At 66.3% G+C, this 18,269-nt stretch carries 17 protein-coding genes; 8 read left to right on the forward strand and 9 right to left on the reverse strand.

Annotation, left to right across the window (positions count from 1 at the left end):
- The first annotated feature begins 2 nt into the window (after positions 1 to 2).
- Positions 3 to 752 (forward strand): aspartate/glutamate racemase family protein, encoded by a 750-nt coding sequence (locus UNPF46_RS04090; RefSeq protein WP_174719367.1) that lies wholly within the window; start codon positions 3 to 5, stop codon positions 750 to 752.
- Here UNPF46_RS04090 and UNPF46_RS04095 read toward each other — a convergent pair.
- Entirely contained in the window at positions 749 to 2,188 is a 1,440-nt protein-coding gene (locus tag UNPF46_RS04095; RefSeq protein ID WP_246668590.1) for an amidase, read from the reverse strand. The two genes, UNPF46_RS04090 and UNPF46_RS04095, sit on opposite strands and share 4 nt — an antisense overlap.
- Positions 2,189 to 2,228: 40 nt before the next feature.
- On the opposite strand from UNPF46_RS04095, the gene UNPF46_RS04100 reads away from it, so the two are divergent.
- The 4 genes from UNPF46_RS04100 to UNPF46_RS04115 are packed head-to-tail and all read left to right on the forward strand — an operon-like array spanning position 2,229 to position 6,093.
- On the forward strand, positions 2,229 to 3,323 hold the full coding sequence (locus UNPF46_RS04100) for an ABC transporter ATP-binding protein (protein ID WP_100180351.1): 1,095 nt from the start codon (positions 2,229 to 2,231) through the stop codon (positions 3,321 to 3,323).
- Between the two features lie 29 nt (positions 3,324 to 3,352).
- Entirely contained in the window at positions 3,353 to 4,399 is a 1,047-nt protein-coding gene (locus UNPF46_RS04105) for an ABC transporter substrate-binding protein (protein WP_142249130.1), read from the forward strand.
- A 15-nt stretch (positions 4,400 to 4,414) separates the two neighbouring features.
- Positions 4,415 to 5,278 (forward strand): ABC transporter permease, encoded by an 864-nt coding sequence (locus tag UNPF46_RS04110; RefSeq protein ID WP_142249131.1) that lies wholly within the window; start codon positions 4,415 to 4,417, stop codon positions 5,276 to 5,278.
- Positions 5,278 to 6,093, forward strand: coding sequence for an ABC transporter permease (locus UNPF46_RS04115; RefSeq protein WP_181769767.1), 816 nt, complete (start codon positions 5,278 to 5,280; stop codon positions 6,091 to 6,093). The genes UNPF46_RS04110 and UNPF46_RS04115 overlap by 1 nt, the downstream gene beginning before the upstream one ends.
- On the opposite strand, the gene UNPF46_RS04120 is transcribed toward UNPF46_RS04115, so the two are convergent.
- Positions 6,094 to 6,429 carry a hydroxyisourate hydrolase gene (locus tag UNPF46_RS04120; protein ID WP_174719215.1) on the reverse strand — a complete coding sequence of 112 codons (336 nt, stop codon included), beginning with the start codon at positions 6,427 to 6,429 and terminating at the stop codon, positions 6,094 to 6,096.
- 26 nt (positions 6,430 to 6,455) lie between these two features.
- Between UNPF46_RS04120 and UNPF46_RS04125 the strand changes: the two genes are divergently transcribed.
- From UNPF46_RS04125 to UNPF46_RS04135, 3 genes are all read left to right on the forward strand, one after another.
- On the forward strand, positions 6,456 to 7,652 hold the full coding sequence (locus UNPF46_RS04125) for an MFS transporter (protein ID WP_142249133.1): 1,197 nt from the start codon (positions 6,456 to 6,458) through the stop codon (positions 7,650 to 7,652).
- Positions 7,633 to 9,000: an amidase gene (locus UNPF46_RS04130; RefSeq protein ID WP_142249134.1), complete on the forward strand. Its 1,368-nt coding sequence runs from the start codon at positions 7,633 to 7,635 to the stop codon at positions 8,998 to 9,000. The genes UNPF46_RS04125 and UNPF46_RS04130 overlap by 20 nt, the downstream gene beginning before the upstream one ends.
- A gap of 78 nt (positions 9,001 to 9,078) precedes the next feature.
- Complete coding sequence (locus UNPF46_RS04135; RefSeq protein ID WP_100180333.1) at positions 9,079 to 9,978, forward strand: LysR substrate-binding domain-containing protein; 900 nt, start codon at positions 9,079 to 9,081, stop codon at positions 9,976 to 9,978.
- A 165-nt stretch (positions 9,979 to 10,143) separates the two neighbouring features.
- Here the strand turns inward: UNPF46_RS04135 and UNPF46_RS04140 are convergent, their stop codons facing one another.
- From UNPF46_RS04140 to UNPF46_RS04170, 7 genes are read right to left on the reverse strand one after another with little or no spacing between them, the layout of a single operon-like run.
- Positions 10,144 to 11,634 (reverse strand): amidase, encoded by a 1,491-nt coding sequence (locus UNPF46_RS04140; protein ID WP_142249135.1) that lies wholly within the window; start codon positions 11,632 to 11,634, stop codon positions 10,144 to 10,146.
- 16 nt (positions 11,635 to 11,650) lie between these two features.
- Positions 11,651 to 12,448, reverse strand: a complete 798-nt coding sequence (locus UNPF46_RS04145) for an FAD binding domain-containing protein (protein WP_142249136.1) — start codon at positions 12,446 to 12,448, stop codon at positions 11,651 to 11,653.
- A gap of 11 nt (positions 12,449 to 12,459) precedes the next feature.
- Entirely contained in the window at positions 12,460 to 14,847 is a 2,388-nt protein-coding gene (locus UNPF46_RS04150; protein WP_142249137.1) for a xanthine dehydrogenase family protein molybdopterin-binding subunit, read from the reverse strand.
- A 2-nt stretch (positions 14,848 to 14,849) separates the two neighbouring features.
- Positions 14,850 to 15,341 carry a (2Fe-2S)-binding protein gene (locus UNPF46_RS04155; RefSeq protein ID WP_174719214.1) on the reverse strand — a complete coding sequence of 164 codons (492 nt, stop codon included), beginning with the start codon at positions 15,339 to 15,341 and terminating at the stop codon, positions 14,850 to 14,852.
- Positions 15,342 to 15,360: 19 nt separating this feature from the next.
- Positions 15,361 to 16,467, reverse strand: coding sequence for an ABC transporter ATP-binding protein (locus UNPF46_RS04160; RefSeq protein WP_142249138.1), 1,107 nt, complete (start codon positions 16,465 to 16,467; stop codon positions 15,361 to 15,363).
- Positions 16,468 to 16,474: 7 nt separating this feature from the next.
- Positions 16,475 to 17,380, reverse strand: coding sequence for an ABC transporter permease (locus UNPF46_RS04165; RefSeq protein WP_142249139.1), 906 nt, complete (start codon positions 17,378 to 17,380; stop codon positions 16,475 to 16,477).
- Positions 17,377 to 18,255 carry an ABC transporter permease gene (locus UNPF46_RS04170; protein WP_100180328.1) on the reverse strand — a complete coding sequence of 293 codons (879 nt, stop codon included), beginning with the start codon at positions 18,253 to 18,255 and terminating at the stop codon, positions 17,377 to 17,379. Before UNPF46_RS04170 ends, UNPF46_RS04165 begins: the two co-directional genes overlap by 4 nt.
- Positions 18,256 to 18,269: the final 14 nt, after the last annotated feature.

The following is an 18,269-nucleotide window of genomic DNA, read 5'->3' on the forward strand; positions in this document are numbered from 1 at the left end:
CCATGAAGCTGCTGCTGCTCAATCCCAACACCAGCACAGGGGTCACCCAGTTGATGAGCGATGTCGGGCAGCGCGCGGCCGCGCCCGACACTGAGATCATCCCCTGCACCGCGACACGCGGCGTGCCCTATATCGCGACGCGAACCGAGGCGCAGATCGGCGGCGCCATCGCGCTGGAGATGCTGGCCGAGCAGCACACCAAGGTCGATGCTGCGATCATTGCAGCGTTCGGCGATCCCGGCCTGTTCGCTGCGCGCGAGACTTTTGACATTCCCGTGGTGGGCATGGCCGAAGCCGCGATGCTGACCGCCTGTATGGCCGGACGGCGCTTTGGCATTGTCACCTTCGCCCAGGCACTCGGGCCCTGGTACGAAGAGTGCGTCCGCGACCACGGCCTGCGGGAGCGCTGCGCCGGCATCCGCATGCTCGATACGCCGTTCAAGGCGATTTCTGAGGTCGGCACCGAGAAGGAGGATCTGCTCGTCGACCTCGCGCACCGCGCCATCGTCGAAGACGAGGCCGATGTCCTGATCTTCGCAGGCGCGCCGCTCTCGGGCCTTGCCGAACGCGTCGCCGACCGGATCCCCGTCCCCGTCGTCGACCAGGTCGTTGCCGCCGTGAAGCAGGCCGAGGCGTTGGTGGCCTTGAGCCTACGCAAGGCCACGGCGGGCACGTACCGCCGGCCCGCTGCCAAACCCACCATCGGTCTTGCCGGCGCGCTCGCCGCCCGGCTCGAGCATCGCGACAGCTAGGGGAGCTTCGGCCGGCGATGCGAGAAGCCCAATTCGTTTTCGATGGCACGGCCGAAGGCAAACAGGCGGGATTCGCAGCCCGGTGGCGCGATGATCTGGATGCCGAAGGGCAGTTCGTCCTCCCCCCGCCGCGCCGGCAAGGTCAGGACCGGGAAGCCGACCAGCGACACGATGAAGGTGACGGCGAGATAGTCGATCGGGGTTTCCAGGGCTGCGCCGTCGATCGCGGTGACGTCACTGACCTCGTTCGGCCAGGGCAAGACCGAAGCCGCTGGCGCAATCAGGAAATCGGCGCGCGCGAACAGCTCGCGAAAGCTGCGGTAGATCGCGGTGCGCCGCCGCTCGGCGTTGAGGTAATCCTCCGCCGTGAGCTTGGCGCCCGCCTCGATGTTCCAGATCACGGTGGGTGTGAGCTCGGCACGGCGCGTCCGCAGCAATTCGCCATAGCTGTTGGCGATGTGCGCGGCGCGCAACGTGCGGAAGGTCTCGATCGCGCCGCTGCAATCGGGCGAAAACGGCATCAGATCCGCAACACCAGCGAGCGCGTCGCAGGCGGCAGCAAAACGTGCACCAACGTCGCGCGAAACGGGCGCAACGCCGAAATCAGCTGTCACGGCGATCCGGGGGCGTACTGCGAGCGGCCGATCGTCATTGCAGATGCCGGTCGAGATCGGATCGTTCGCGTCGCTACCAGCGCAGACCGACAGCGCCAGTTCGAGATCATCGACGCCGCGGGCAAGAAAACCGTGGCTGGCCAGCATGTCCCAACCGAGTGGCCGGCGCGGCGACGGGATACGGCCGGGCGTCGGCCGGATCGAGGCAACGTCGCAGAAGCTTGCGGGCGTACGCACGGAGCCGCCGAAATCGGTGCCGTGCGCCAGCGGCACCATGCCGGCCGCGACCGCGACGGCAGAGCCGCCGGACGATCCGCCGGAGGTCAGCGCGCGATCGAACGGATTGCGCGTCGGCCCGCACAATTTGTTGGTGCAGACCGCGCCAAAGCCGAACTCCGGCGTGTTGGTCTTCCCCAGGATGATCGCACCGGCGCGCCGCAGCCGCGCGACCACGAGATCGTCCTCGACCGGCACGTGGTCGCGAAACAGAACCGAACCGCAGGTGGTCGCAAGCCCCGCGGTGTCGGTAAGATCCTTGATTGCGACGGGCACCCCATGCAGCGGGCCGGTCGGCGCAGCCGCCGCGTCGCAGATGTCCGCCGCACGGCGGGCACCGTCCGCATCAACAGTCACGAACGCCGCCAGTTGCGCATCCTGATCCGCAATCCGCGCCAGATGCGCCTCGACGACGTCACGCGAGGACAGCTCGCCCTTCGCAATGGCGCGCGCGAGAATTGTGCCGGTGAGGTCGCAAATCGATTGATCCGAGGTCATCGGACTACAATGCCAAAACACACCGCAAAAAGCGACCGCGCCGGGCACGAGACTTGCTTTCTCCTTAGGGGCAACGGGAGGCAACACCATGGCTGAAGCGCAAGGCGGACGTTCGCTCGTCGTCGACGCCGTCACCCACCGCTACCCGAGCGGCGCGCTCGCGGTCGAGAACATCAATCTGGACATCAAGGGCGGCGAGATCATCGCCCTGCTCGGCCCATCCGGCTGCGGCAAGACCACCCTGCTGCGCATCATCGCCGGCTTCATCGCGCAGACCCAAGGGCGCATCATCATCGGCGACGACATCGTCGATGCGCTGCCGCCGAACCGCCGCGCGGTCGGCATCGTGTTCCAGAACTACGCGCTATTCCCGCATCTCAGCATCAGCGAGAATGTCGGCTACGGCCTCGCTGCCCGCGGCGTCGACAAGGCGACGCGCCAGCGCGAGGCCCAGCGCCTGCTGGAGCTGGTGCAGCTGCCGACCATGGCCGAACGGCTGCCGCGGCAACTCTCCGGCGGCCAGCAGCAACGCGTCGCGCTCGCCCGCGCGCTCGCGATCAAGCCGTCGATCCTGCTGCTCGACGAGCCCTTTGCCGCACTCGACAAGAATTTGCGCCTGGACATGCAGATCGAGGTCAAGCGGCTGCAGCGCGTCTCCGGCATCACCACGCTGATCGTGACCCACGACCAGGAGGAAGCCCTCTCGATGGCCGATCGCGTCGCTGTGCTGAGCCACGGCAAGCTCGAGCAGTTCGGCTCGCCGTCCGACGTCTACGACCGCCCGCAGACGCTGTTCGTGAATACCTTTGTCGGCTCGACCAACCGCATGCCCGGAATCGTGGTCTCGGCGGATCGCACCGCAGCAAAGGTGCGCCTCGACGCCGGCGCGGAGATCATCGCGCGGCCCGCCGCCGGCGCCCTCACCGAGGGGGGCCGCGTCACCGTGTGCATCAGGCCCGAACATCTGCAGTTCGTCGGCGACGAGACTGGCTTTGCCGGCGTAGTCGGCATGTCCTTGCCGCTCGGGGCCACCGTCGTGCACGAGGTCACCACCGCAGACGGCTCCGGCGTCAAAATCTCCCAGGCGCGCATCGGCGAGACGCGCGCGCTGGAGAGCGGCGCCGCCGTGCGCCTCGCACCACTCGCCCCTTCGCTCGCCAACGCATTTCCCGCAACGCTTTAGTTCCTGTCATTGTCCACACGGAGTTCGACATGATCCTCAATCGCCGCAGCCTGATGACGACCGCCCTCACGCTCGGGGCCATGAAGGCGTTTCCCGGACTGAGCTTCGCCCAGGCCCGCCCGCTGGTGTTTGCGACCTTCACCGGAAGCTGGGAGGAAGCGCACAAGGCCGTGCTGGTGCCGGCCTTCCGCAAGGCGAACGCCGACGCCGCGATGGTGCTCGATCCCATGCTCTCGGTCGACCAGATCGCAAAGGTGAATGCCGCGAAAGCCAATCCGCCGATCGACGTCATGCTGCACGATCCCGGTCCTGCCCTCGTCGCGATCGGTCAGGACCTGGTCGAGCCCTATCCGGTCGAGAAGAGCGCCTATTACAAGGACCTGATCGCCGAAGCGCGGGAGCCGATGGGACCGGCTCCGTTCTTCCAGGTCGTCGGCCTCACCTACAACCCGGAAGCCGTCAAGACGCCGCCGACCTCCTGGGCCGATCTCTGGAAGCCCGAGTTCAAGGGCCGCGTCGGCATCACCAACCTCAACTCGACGCTAGGCACCGGCTGGCTGGTCGAGATCGCCAAGATGCGCGGCGGCTCGGAAGCCAATGTCGATCCCGGCTTCAAGGCGCTGGAGGAACTCAAGCCCAATCTCGCCGCGGTGGCCGCCAATCCTGGCGCGCTCGCGACCCTGTTCCAGCAGGGCCAGATCGACATCTCGCCCGGCAATTTCAACGCCATCCAGATTCTGAAAGCGCGCGGCGTGCCGGTCGAGTTCGTGGCGCCGAAGGAAGGCGCCATCGCCTTCAAGACCACGATCCACATCGTCAAGAACTCGCCGAACCGGGAACTGGCCTTCAAGCTGATCGAGGCGGCGCTGACCCCGGAGGTGCAGACCACCCTGATGAATCCGCCTTATCTGATCGTGCCGACCAATTCCAAGGTGACGATGGGCGGCGAAATCGCGCGCGTGCTCGCCAAGGACACTGCCGAGCTGAAGAAGAAGTTCGTGTTCCAGGACTGGAAGAAGATCAACGAGCAGCGCTCGGCCTGGATCGAGCGCTTCAACCGCGAGATCAAGATCTAGCGCAAGGACCTGACGATGGGCACGGCACCGGCATCACGGGACGTCACGTCCTATGGAATGGGATTGGCAGCGCCGCTGGCGCTGTTCTTCCTGCTGTTCTTCGTCGCGCCGCTGCTGCAACTGTTCTGGCTCTCGCTGCACAACGACACGGCCGGGCTCCATTGGGGGCTCGGCCAGTACCTGCACTTCCTGACCGATCCCTTCAGCCTCGGCGTGCTCGGCTCGACGCTGCTGCTGGGGGCCGAGGTGACGGCCGTCTGTCTCGTGCTCGGCTTTCCCATCGCCTGGCTCTATCAGCGGGTTGGGCCCAAGCTTCAGACCGTCATCATCCTGATCGTGCTGCTGCCGCTTTTGACCAGCGTGGTGGTGCGCACCTTCGCCTGGATCGTGATCCTGGGCCGCCAGGGCATCATCAACGCGACGCTGCAGTCCCTCGGGATCATCGATACGCCCCTGAAGCTGCTCTACACCCAGTTCGGCGTCGTGATCGCACTGGCGCAGGTGCAGATGCCGCTGATGACGCTGCCGCTGATCACCGCGCTCGGCCGCATCGATCCCAATCTCGACGATGCCTCCTGCTCGCTCGGCGCGGGGAGCTGGCGCACCTTCTTCCGGGTCGTGCTGCCATTGTCGCTGCCCGGCGTAATTGCCGGCTGCACGCTGACCTATGCCGCCGCCATCACGGCCTTCATCACCCAGTCGCTGGTCGGCGGCGGGCAGATGCTGTTCATGCCGATGTATCTCTATCAGCAGGCCTCGACGCTGCAGAACTGGCCGTTCGCGTCGGCGATCTCGATCATCTTCCTGCTGGCCGTGCTCGCGGTCGTGTCGGTCTTCACCACGCTCGGCCGTCTGTCGCGGGGCTATGGAGGCGCATGATGGCTGGCCGCAAGCGCACCCTTGAGGCGTTCAGCTTCGAATTGGTCATGACATTGATCGCGATCATCGCGCTCATCCTGATCATCGCGCCGTCGCTCGTCGTCCTGATCGTCTCCTTCACCAGCGGCTTCTCACTGAAATTCCCGCCGCCGGGCTATTCGCTGCGCTGGTACGCCGAGCTCTGGGACGCCTGGCAGCTGCACTTCGCCGCGAAGAATAGCCTCATCGTGGCGCTGTGGGCGACGGGCCTGTCCGTCGCGCTCGGCGTCGCCGCGGCGCTCGCGATCTCGCGCTCGCAGGCCTTGTCGGCGCGGCTGCTCGATTCCCTCTTCATGTCGCCGCTGGTCCTGCCTGCGCTGGCTTTTGGTCTGGCCGCGCTGATGCTGTTCTCGCTGGTCGGCCTGCCGGTGTCGCCGCTGACCCTGGTGATCGGCCACACCGTGGTCTGCGTGCCCTATGTCGTGCGCAATACGGTGGCGGCGCTGGTCCAGCTCGAGCCGACGCTGCTGGAAAGCTCGGCGGTGCTCGGCGCGAGCCGCCTCTACACGTTCCGTCGTATCGTGCTGCCGCTGATCCGGCCCGGCATCATTGCCGGCGCCTTCATCGCCTTCATGTCGTCGTTCGACAACGTGCCGGTGTCGCTATTCCTGCGCGATGCCGCCACCGACATGCTGCCGATCCGGATGTGGCAGGATCTCGAAGGCAAGCTCGACGTCACCATCGCCGCGCTGTCGGGCGTGCTGATCATCGCCACCGTCGCGCTGGTCGCGGTCATGGAGCGCGTCACCGGCCTGTCGCGGCGGCTGACCAACTGATCAGGCGCCGCGGAACAGCGAATAGCCCCAGCGCGTGAATTTCAGCGGCAGGTGAAAATGCTCGTCAACGTTCTTGATGCGGAAGCGGAACGGCGTCACGGTCAGGAAGCCGTCACGCTCGCCAAAGAACTCGCCGAGATGAAACAGCACCTCGTACTCGCCTGCCGTCACGCCGGCGCCTTGCGCAACGGCATGATCGAGCACCCCGTTGGCGCCGAGTCGCCCGTCGGCGATGCGCTGGGAATCCGGATCGATCCGCCAGATCTCGACGCGCAAGCCTTGCGCCGGGCGCCCGCTCGCCACGTCGACCCCGTGAATGGAAATGCCGCCTGCCACCATGTTCCTCCCATGAGCACGCCACCATGATAAACGCAGACGCAGCCGTTCGGCCAGCGCCCGCGTTGCTGCCGGCGCTGGGGGCGATGACCGCGCTTCAGGCCCTCGTGGCGCTGGCCTTGTTCGCGCCCGGCGTGGTCGCGCCCCGCGCCCATATCGAGGTCTGGCAGCTCTCGATGTTCTCCTGCGCGGTGTTCGCGGTCGGCATTCCCGCCTCGTTCTGGGGCGGCGGCTTCATCGCGCGGGTCGGCTCGCTCAGGATCGCGAGCCTGTGCGCGGCGGCCATCGTCATCAGCATGGCACTGGCTTCGATGGGATCGAGCGCCGCGCTGCTGGCCGCAGGCCTCTGCCTCGGTCTCGCGATGGGGCCCGAAACACCCGCAAGCGCGGCGCTGCTGGCGCGGCTCGTCACCGCCGAGCGGCGCGCCTTCGTCTTTTCGGTACGCCAGACCGGCAATCAGATCGGCGCCGTCTGCGGCTCGCTGGCCCTGCCCGCGATCGCCATCGCGTTCGGGCCGGCCTGGTGCTATGCAGCCGTCGCGGCCTTGGCGCTGCTGGCTATCCTGCTGTTCGAGCGGCTGCGGCCGGCCTACGCCGGCAAGGTCGTCCCGCCCCCGACGCTCGATCTCCGCGCGCGCCTGGCGCTGGTCACGGCGGACCGACGGATCGCGATGCTGGCACTGGCCTCGATGCCGTTCAGCGCCATGCAGGTGTCGCTCAACACGATATTCGTCACGCTTGGCACAAGAGAGCTCGGCCTCAGCCATATCGAGGCCGGCATGGCGCTCGCCTGCGCGCAAGTCGGGGGCCTCGTCGGCCGGCTCGGCTGGGGTTACGTCGCCATGCGCCTCGATGCCTCGCGCATGGTCCTCATCGTCATCGGCCTCGGCATGGCCTTCTGCGCCGCCCTGCTTGGCCTCGATGGCGCATCGCTCGGCCGCACCGGGCAATTCGCCGTCGCGGCCCTATTCGGCCTGACGGCATCGGGCTGGAACGGAGTTTTTGTCGCGGAGATTGCCCGCCTCGCCCCGCAGGACAGGATCGGCGAGACCACCGGCGCGGTGCTGACCGCGTCCTATGCCGGCCTGCTGGCCGCGCCGGCCGTGGTATCGATCCTGGATGGTGTGGCCGGCCTCGGGGCTGCCTTCTTCGCCTTGGCGTGCCTCGCGCTGTGCGGCACATTGGCTCTGATCTGGGGAAGCCATGACAAAGCCGGTCAATAGAGCGCGCGAGATCGCAGCGGACGTCACCGACGGGCGGACGACCGCCGTCGCGGCGGCGAAGGCCGCCCTTGGGCGCATCGACGCCGCCAAGGCCTTGAACGCGGTGGTCACGACCGATCCCGCACGCACGCTCGCCGATGCCGCCGCTGTCGATGATCGCCTGCGTGCCGGCGAGAAACTGCCGCTCGCCGGGGTGCCCATCGTCGTCAAGGACAACATCTGGGCCGCTGGCTGGCGTGTGACGCAGGGCTCGCGCCTGTTCGCCGATTTCATCGCGCCGCAGGATGCGATCGCGATCGAGCGGCTTCGCAAGGCCGGAGCCGTCGTTGTCGGCATGGGGGCGACGTCGGAATTCGCCTGCAAGGGCGTGACGACCTCACCGCTGTTCGGGCCAACGCGGCACCCGCTCGATCCCGCGTTGACTCCCGGTGGTTCATCGGGTGGTCCGGCTGTCGCCGTCGCTACCGGTCTCGTGCCGCTCGCGATCGGGACCGATGCCGGCGGCTCCAGTCGCAGGCCGCCAGCCCATGTCGGTGTCGCCGGCTTCAAACCGTCCTACGGCGCGATACCCTATGGACCCGGTTTTGCCGAGCCGTTCTTCGGTCTCTCCGTGATCGCACCGATCGCATCTGACGTGGCCGATATCGCATTGGCGTTCGAGGCCATGGCCGGCCCCGATCCGCGCGACCCGGATTCCGCCGTCATCGCGGCGCAGGCTGAAGACGTCGCCGGCTTGCGCATGGCATTCTCGCCGCGTCTTGGGCTCGACGTCGCGGTCGACGACATCGTCGCGGATGGCCTCGCCTCCACCGTCGACCGCCTTTCCGCGGCAGGCTTACGCATCATGCGGCGCGATCCCGTCTGGCCGACGGGCGCGACCGAAGACGCCATCATGCCGCTCCAGCATGCCGGTCTCGCCGCGCTCTATGGGGACGCGTTCCGCAAGGATCCCTCGATATTTGATCCCGACGTCGCCAGGCAGATCGAACGCGGCCTCTCCTGGTCGGGTGCAGAGGTTGCTGTAGCTCTGGTCGCGAGCGCCGCGGTCGCCCGTACCTTCGCCGCCTTCCTCACCGACGTGGACTTGCTGCTGACTCCGACCGTCCCCTGCGTCGCTTGGTCGCTGACGCAGCTTGGGCCCGACATGATCGGCGGAAAGCCCGCGAGCCCGCGGGGGCATGCGGTGTTTACTCCCTTCGTCAACCATGCCCGCCTGCCGGCGATCTCGATTCCGTGCGGAACGGATCCGCGCGGCCTTCCGTTCGGCCTGCAAATCATCGCCAGGCGCGGACAGGACCGCACGCTGCTTGGCGCCGCACAGCGGATCGAGGCCATGTTGCGGAGCTAACCTTGCTGGAGCCATGATCCGACAGGGTGGACGCGCTAGCATGGGTTTTGCATAAATTGTGGGCGATATGGACGCCGCATGAACCTCATCAGTCTCGACATCCGCATGCTTCGGTCGCTGATTTCGGTGGTCGAGACCGGCAGCATCACCGAGACCGCGCGACGGCTGGGCCGCACCCAACCGGCGATCACGCTGCAATTGCAGCGGCTGGAGGAGCTCACCGGCAAGCAATTGTTCGAGCATGGCGGCCGCAGGCTGATTTTGACCGACGACGGCACCACGGTCCTCACCTACGCCAAATCCATCCTCCGGTTGCATGACGAGCTGATTTCGCAACTGGCGTCGCAGGAGATCGAAGGCCAGGTCGTGCTCGGCACGCCCGATCTCTATGCCGCTTTCATGCTGCCGCAGATCCTCAGCGTGTTCCGAAAATCCTTTCCGCGGGTGCAGGTCGAGCTCAACTGTGCGCTCTCGACACCGCTGGTCGGCCTCGTCAAGCGCGGCGATGTCGACATCGCGCTGGTCACGCGCATGAACGATTTCACCGGCGGCCAGGTGGTGCGGCGCGAGCAACTGGTCTGGATGACCGGCGAGCAATCCGCCGCGCATCTGGAACGTCCGATCCCGCTCGCGCTATTGCCGCCGGGCAATATCTACCGTGACTACGCCATCGACACGCTCGAGCGCGCGAATTTGCGCTGGCGCATCGCCTGCGTCAGCGAAAGCGTCGGCGGACTGCAGGCAGCGGCCTTTGCCGGCATGGCCGTCACCGTGCTCGGCCGCAGCGCATTGGTGCCGGCGATGCGCGAGATCGGGCCGAACGAGGGTCTGCCGCCGCTGCCGAAGATCGAGCTGCTGCTCTACAAGTCCAGCGGCGCCACCTCGAAAGCCGCGACCGCGCTGCACGACTATCTCGCGCATTACCTGCGCCTCGACGAAGAGCTCAGCGGCCGCGGCGCACCGATCGAGCTGGGTTAGACTCACAAAAACGCGAAAACAACCCCATGCACAGTAGAACGCCCTTGTTTGCAAAGGGCTTTTTCGCGCGTCATTTGAGGGAATAGCGAGGCCCTCGATTGCCTACCGTGCCTGAGCGACCTGACACGTCGGGCAAAACACCTGTACTATTGCATGATAAGCGCTTCACCCCTTGGCGCGCCCTCCACTCCCCTCGCGTAGCGCGAGCTGCGGCCAGAACTTGGCCCAGGGTTGCGCCGCCTCGAATGCCGCGGCGATACGAAAGATCGTAGGTTCGTCGAGCCAGGGCGCGATGATCTGCAGGCCGATCGGCATGCCGTCGCGATCGAAGCCGCAGGGCAGCGTCGCCGCCGGCAGACCTGCCAGATTGATAGGCCAGGTGAACGGAGACCAGCCGAGATGCGGATCGACCTTGCTGCCATCGACGGTGTCGACGCCGATCTGGCCGGCCTCGAATGCGGTGACAGCAACCGTCGGCGTCACCAGCACATCGACGCGCTCGAACAATTTGACGAAGGCATTGCGCGTCTGGCCGCGGCGGTAACTCGCCTCGATGTAATCCGTGCCGCTGTAGCGCCGTCCAGCGCCGATGACATTGCGATAGTCGGCCTCCGAACCTGCAAGATCGGTTGCGGACTTGCTCGCAACCGCCGCCGCCTGTTCGGTAAAGGCGATCGGCTTCAGCGTATGCTCCAGAATGCCGGGGTCGAGACCCGGGCCGTCCATGGTGACCTGCGCGCCACAGGAATCGAGCGTGGCGAGCGCCTTGCCGAATGCTGCGCACACGTCAGGGCTGACGGCGGCGTAGCCGAGATCGGCGCTGGCGCCGATACGAATGCCATCCAGACGCCCTGCATTCGTATCGAAGCGGCGTGCGGACACGGGAAGGCTTGCGGCATCACGCAGATCGTAAGCAGCGATGACCTCCAGCGTCATCGCGGCATCCGCGACCGTACGGGTGATCGGGCCGGTATGGGCGAGCGAGGCCCAGGACGGCGGCGAGAAGCCGGGCGAGCGCGGCACGAGGCCAAAGGTCGGCTTCAGCCCGAACACGCCGCAAAAGGAGGAAGGCACGCGGATCGAGCCGACGCCGTCGGTGCCGATCGCGATCGGTCCGCAGCCGGCGGCAACGCCGGCGGCCGCACCGCCGCTCGAGCCGCCGCTGGTGCGGCCGGGATTCCAGGGATTTCGCGTCGTGCCCGTGACCGGACTGTCCGCCGTCAGCTTGTAGCCTGACTCGCATGTCGTGGTCTTGCAGGTGATGATCGCGCCGGCGGCCTTCAGGGACGACACCACGGCGGCGTCGGCATCGGGCACGAAGTCCTTATTCATCGGCGAACCGGCATAGGCCGGAACGCCCGCGACGAAGACGAGGTCCTTGATCGTGACCGGGACCCCGGCGAGCGCCCCCTTGGCTTCGCCCGCGCGCATCTCCCTGGTGAGCCGATCGGCCTCGGCCCTCGCCTGCTCGTACATCGGCGTCACCACCGCATTGCAGGCTTCGTTGGTCGCCTGAAGCGCGGCGATGGTGTCGTCGACGACGTCGCGCGGCGTGAACGCCTTGCGCCGGTAGCCGGCCATGATCTCGCTTGCAGAGAGCGCGCCAAGGCCAGTCGGCGCCGGCGGGAAGGCCGTTCGGCCGGAACCATCAGTCATCATCAAACCTAAAGAGCTAGCTGAGCGCCGCGTCGACGGCGCGTTTGGCCATCATCGTGACGAGATGCGCACGGTAGTCGGCTTCGGCGTGGATATCGGAGGTGAGACCGTCTGTGTCGATCTTGATCGCCGCGATCGCGGTCGGATCGAAATTGCCGGACAGCGCCGCCTCCATCGGCGGCACGCGGAACACGCCCGGCCCCGCGCCGGTGACGGCGACGCGGACCCCATCGGCGACTTTCGCGACGAACACGCCGACCAGCGCATAGCGCGACGCCGGCGCCTTGAACTTGGCGTAACCCGCCTTGAGGGGTACGGGAAAGCGGATCGCGGTGATGATCTCGCCGGGTTCAAGTGCGGTCTCGAACAGGCCGAGGAAGAAACTGTCCGCCGCGATCTCGCGCGTGCTGGTGACGATGGTGGCGCCAAGACCGAGCACACCGGCCGGATAGTCCGCTGCCGGATCGTTGTTGGCGACGGAGCCGCCGATGGTGCCCCGGCTGCGCACGGCGGGGTCGCCGATCATGGACGCCAGTGCAGCAAGCCCCGGGATCTTCGTCTGCACCAATTGCGAGGCGGCAACCACCGCATGCGGCGTCATCGCGCCGATCGTGATGGTCGCACCCTCGTCGGTGATGCCCTTGAGGCCTCCGAGCTTCGACAGGTCAACCAGCGCGACCGGGCTTGCCAGCCGCTGTTTCAGCGTCGGGATCAACGTCATGCCGCCGGCAACGAGCTTGCTGTCCTCGATCGAGGTCAGGAGCTTGGCCGCATCCGGAATCCGGGCAGGCTGGTGGTAGGCAAATGGCTTCATTGTTGTCCTCCCTATTCCGCCGCGACCGGCAGCGATGCATTCTGCAACAGGCGCCAGATCCGGTTCGGTGTCGCAGGCATGTCGACATGGGTGACGCCGAGATGCGAGAGCGCATCGACGACGGCATTGATGACGGCCGCAGGCGAGCCGATGGTGCCGACCTCGCCGCAGCCTTTCACACCCATCGGCGTGTGGGTGCACAGCGTCGAATGCGTTGAGACCTTCATCATCGGCAGATGGTCGGCGCGCGGCATGCAGTAATCCATCAGCGAGCCCGACAGCAGCTGGCCCGAGCCTTCGTCGTAGACCGCATTCTCGAACAGTGCCTGGCCGACGCCCTGCACGATGCCGCCGTGCAGCTGACCCTCCACGATCATCGGGTTGATCACCGTGCCGACGTCGTCGACCGCGGTGTAGTTGACCAGCGTCACCGTGCCGGTCTCCGGATCGACCTCGACCTCGGCAATATGGCAGCCGCCGGGATAGGTGAAGTTGACGGGGTCGTAGTAAGCCTGCTCCTCCAGCCCCGGCTCCAGCACTTCGAGCGGATAGTTGTGCGGCACATAGGCCGCGCCCGCGATCTCCTCGAAGGTCTTGATACGGTCCGTGCCGGCGACGGAGAATTTGCCGACCTCAAACTGGATATCCGCCTCGGCGGCTTCAAGCAGATGGGCGGCGATCTTCTTGCCCTTGACGATCACCTTGTCGGTCGCCTTCGACAGCGCGGCCCCGCCGACCACGAGGGAACGCGAGCCATAGGTGCCCATGCCGAACTGGACGCGGTCGGTATCGCCGAACACGATGTCGACATTCTCGAAGGCAACGCCGAGCTTCTCGGACACGATCTGCGCAAACGTCGTCTCGTGGCCCTGGCCGTGATTGTGGGTACCGATCATGACCGTCACCTGGCCGGTCGGATGCACGCGCACCGTGGCGCTCTCATAAAGGCCGCCGCGCGCACCGAGCCGTCCCGCAAAGCGCGACGGGGCAAGGCCGCAGGCCTCGACATAGGTGGAGTAGCCGAGCCCGCGGAATTTGCCTTTGCTGGCGGACGCCGCCTTGCGCACGCCAAAGTTCTTGACGTCGGCTGCAACCAGTGCACCGTCGAGGCAGCCCATCGGATCGCCGGAATCGTACTGCACCAGCACCGGCGTCTGATACGGATAGGCTTCCTTCGGGATCATGTTGCGGCGGCGGATCTCGACGCGGTCGATGCCCATTTCGCTGGCGGCGACATCGACCATGCGCTCGAGCACGAAGGTTGCCTCGGGCCGGCCCGCGCCACGATAGGCGTCGACCGGCACGGTGTTGGTGAACACCACCTTCACATTGCAGTAGATCGCGGGCGTGGTGTAGACGCCGCCGAGCAAAGGACCATAGAGATTGGTCGGGATGTTCGGCCCGAAGGTCGAGAGATAGCCGCCCATATTGGCGAGCGTGTTGACGCGGAAGGCGAGAAACTTGCCGTTTTCATCGAGGGCGAGCTCGGCCTCGGTGACATGATCGCGGCCGTGACGGTCGGAGACGTAGCCCTCGGAACGGCTCGCGACCCATTTCACCGGCCGCCTCACGCGCTTGGCGGCCCACGTGATCACCGCCTCCTCGCCGTAATGAAACTGCTTGACGCCGAATCCGCCGCCGACATCTGGCGCGACCACGCGCAGCTTGTGCTGGGGAATGTTCAGCACCAGCGCCCCCATCAGGAAGCGCACGACATGCGGGAACTGGCTGGTGGTCCACAGCGTGTAGCGATCGGTGCCCGGCTCGTATTCGGCGATCGCCGCCCGCGGCTCCATGGGATTGCCGATCAGACGGTTGTTGACGAGGCTGAGCTTGGCGACATGCGCCGCCTTCTTGAATGCGGCTTCGACCGCAGCCTTGTCGCCGAGCTCCCAGTCACAGCAGATGTTGTTCGGCACATCGTCGAACAATTGCGGCGCACCGGGCCGCACCGCCTCCAGGACGCCGACCACGGAGGGCAGCACCTCGTAGTCGACCTTCAGGAGCTCGGCACCGGCATTCGCCTGCTCCGGCGTTTCCGCGATGACGAAGGCGACCATGTCGCCGACGAAGCGCACCTTGTCCTGCGCCAGCATCGGAAACGGCGGCTCCTTCATCGGCACGCCCTTGGCGTCCGTGATGCCCCAGCCGCAGGGCAGCGACCCGAGACCGTCGGCCTTGACGTCGTCGCCGGTCAGGACCGCGATGACGCCGGACGAGGCCAGCGCCGCGCTCTTGTCGATGCCGCGCAGCACCGCGTGACCATGCGGCGAGCGCACGAACACGCCCGCCGTCATGCCCGGACGCTTGATGTCGGAGACGTAATTGCCGCGGCCGGTGAGGAAGCGCTGGTCTTCCTTGCGCTTCGGTGCAGCGCCGATTCCGATGACTTCACCCATGGTCACTCTCCCTTGGCGGCGTTCATGGCGGCAGCGCCTGATATCACCGAGATGACGATGTTCTGGTAGCCGGTGCAGCGGCAGATGTTGCCTTCGAGGCCGTGGCGGACGTCCGCCTCGGTCAGATCAGGCTTCTCGGTGGCGAGCGCCACCGCGGTCATCAGCATCCCGGGCGTGCAGAAGCCGCATTGCAGGCCGTGATGCTCGCGAAACGCCTCCTGCATCGGATGCATCCGGTTCGAGCCGGGCGCGCCTTGCAGGCCTTCGATGGTCAAAAGCGTCGCGCCGTCGAGCGCGGGGGCGAGCAGCGTGCAGCTCTTCACGGGAATGCCGTCGAGATGCACGACGCAGGCACCGCACTGGCTGGTGTCGCAGCCGATATGGGTGCCGGTGAGATTGAGTTGCTCGCGCAGGAGGTCAGCCACGAGCGTGGCCGGCTCGACATCGACGGTGGTGGGTCGGCCGTTGAGGGTGAAGGATATCTGCAAGGTCATGCTCCTGCGCGACGGGTCTTTAGGCGAGTGGCAAAGCGCTGCCGGTGGCCCATGTGGCCATCACGACATCGCCGACGGTGAAGGGATCCGCGAAGAAGGTCTTCTCCGGCACGTAGGCGACGAACTCGTCGTCGGGCACGGTGTCGAGCATGACCTTGACGAAATAACCCTGGTATTCGATCGCGAGGACGCGGCTCGGCAGGGACGTGGTGCAGCCCGGCGGCAGCTCCCTGCCCGGCCGGACCAGCGCGACGTCGTCGCGACGCACGGCGATGTCGACCCTGTCGCCGACGCTCACGGTGGAGCGCGCCTGCAAGGGCACCTCGATACCGGAGGGGGCAGCCTGCGCGAGCACGAAGCTTGCGCCGTTGACCTTTTCCACACGGCCCGACAGCACGTTCTGGCCGCCCATGAATTCGGCGACGTAACGATCATGCGGATGGGCGTAGACGTCGCGGGCCGGACCGGCCTGCTTGATCTTGCCCTGCTCCATCACCACGACGAGATCGGCGAGCGCAATCGCCTCGAGCTGGGTGTGAGTGACATGGATGAACGTGATGCCGAGCTCCTGCTGCATCCGCCTGAGCTCCTGGCGCATCTGGACGCGGAGCTGCTCGTCGAGCGCGGACAGCGGCTCATCGAGCAGCAGCACGCGCGGCTCGGTGATCGCGGCGCGCGCCAGCGCCACCCGCTGCTGCTGGCCGCCGGAGAGCTGGGCCGGAAGACGGTCGGCGAACTGCGTCAGCCGCACTTTCTCGATCATGGCGTCTGCAGCGCGCAGGCGATCGGCCTTGGACTGCCCCCGCACGCGCAGGGCAAAGGCGATGTTCTCGCGTACGGTCAAATGCGGAAACAGCGCGTAGGACTGGAACATCATCGCAGTGCGGCGCTGCACCGGCGCGAGCCCGACGACATTCTGGCCGCCGATCACGATCTCGCCTGCCGTGGGGTCCTCGTGCCCCGCGATCATGCGCAGGATCGTGGTCTTGCCGCAGCCGGAGGGGCCGATGAAGCAGCAATAGGCGCCGTCCGCGATCCTAAGGTTGACGCCGTCAACCACATTGGTGACGCCGTCAAAGCTCTTGCAGACGCCTGCCAGCTCGATATCGCCGCGATCTTTCTTCATGCCTGAATCAACCCTTGGCCCGGCTGCCACGCTTCTTCTGAAGCAACACGATGGTGCCGAGGCTCGCACCGATGACGATGAAGGAGACGATGGTGGTCACGGTGCCGAGCGCGTAGAGCGAGGGCGAGGTGACGTTCAGCGTCATGCTCCAGATCTCCAGCGGCAGTGTGTTCAGCGAGCCCGCGGTCTGGAGACTGCGCGCGAACTCGTCGTAGGACAGCGTGAAGCCGAACAGCGCGACCGCGACGAGGCCGGGCGCCAGCACCGGGATCATCACCAGCCGGATCGACTGCCAGCGGCTGGCGCCGAGATCATAGGCGGCCTCCTCCCAGACATGGTTGAAGCGCGACATCACCGCGAACATCACCAGCACGCCGAACGGCAGGGTCCAGGAGAGCTGCGCTCCCAGCGCCGAGGTGTACCAGGCCGCGTCGAGCCCGAGCGCCTGGAACAGCAGACCGGTGCCGAGGCCAAGCACGAGGCCGGGCGCCACGAGACTGCCGATCATCATGTAGAACACGAACGTGTCGCCGCGGAAGCGGCGGCGGAAGCCGAGCCCGGCGAGGAACGAGACCACCACCGTGATGATGGTGACGATGACGGCGAGCTTGATCGAGCGGTCGAACGAGCCCTTGACGTCGCCGGTCCGCGCCTGGGTGAAGAGATCGACGAACCAATGCAGCGAATGGCCCTTCATCGGAAACACGAGGCCGCCGCGGATGTCCTGGAACGACAGGATGTAGATGCAGAACATCGGACCGTAGAGCGCGATCACATAGACAGCGAACAGGGTCGCCAGCACGTAGAACGTCCAGGGCCGACCACCCTTGCTCGGCGCGATCGCCTTGGTGGTCGCGGGCGCGATCGGCTCGGACGTCTCGGTTTCGGGCATGTCGGCAAGCACCGCGCTCATCGCGTGATCTCCTGCCTGATGTCGACGGTGCGCAGGATCAGCGAGATGATAGCGACCAGCACCAGGGTCAGCAGCACGGCGGAGGCCGCAGCCGTTGGATATTGCAGCACGCCGACATCCTCGTAGAACGCGCTGACGACGGAGGCCGAGCCGCCGCCGGACATCACCTTCACCACGAAGAAATCGCCCATCACGATCGACACCACGAAGATGGTGCCGAGCGCGATGCCGCTCTTGGACATCGGCACCACGATCAGGCGCATGATGTCGAAGCGGCTGGCGCCGGCGTCGATCGCGGCCTCGATCAGCTTCTTGTCGATCCGCGCCATGGAATTGAAGATCGGCACGATCATGAAGATCGTGAGCTGGTGGACATAGGCGATGACGACCGCGAGGTCGGAGAACAGCAGCACTTCCAGCGGCTGACGGATCACGCCGGTCGCCAGCAGCGCCTGGTTGATCAGGCCCTCCTTGCCGAGCAGCGGGATCCAGGAAATCATCCGGATGATGTTCGAGGTCCAGAACGGCACCGTGCAGAGCAGGAACAGGCCGATCGCCAGCAGCTGGTTGCGGACGTGAAACACCAGGAAATAGGCGACGAAGAAACCGATGATCAGCGTGAAGGCCCAGGTCAGCACGGTGAACTTGATCGTCGCCAGGTACAGCTTCAACGTCAGCGCCGAATGCAGCACCTCGAAATAGCTTGCGAGCGTGAAGCCCGGCGTCAGCCCACCGAAGCCGTCGGTCGCAAAGAAGCTCGCGGCCAGCACGACCAGGATCGGCGCCACGAAGAACGGCACGAGCACCAGCACCAGCGGCGACACATAGAGCCACCCGGCGAGATTTGCGCGTGACGGATTTTGACTGGGCTGCATATCGGCGAGTGCCT

Origin of the sequence: Bradyrhizobium sp. UNPF46 (assembly GCF_006658625.1) — a bacterium.
GTDB lineage: Bacteria > Pseudomonadota > Alphaproteobacteria > Rhizobiales > Xanthobacteraceae > Bradyrhizobium > Bradyrhizobium nitroreducens.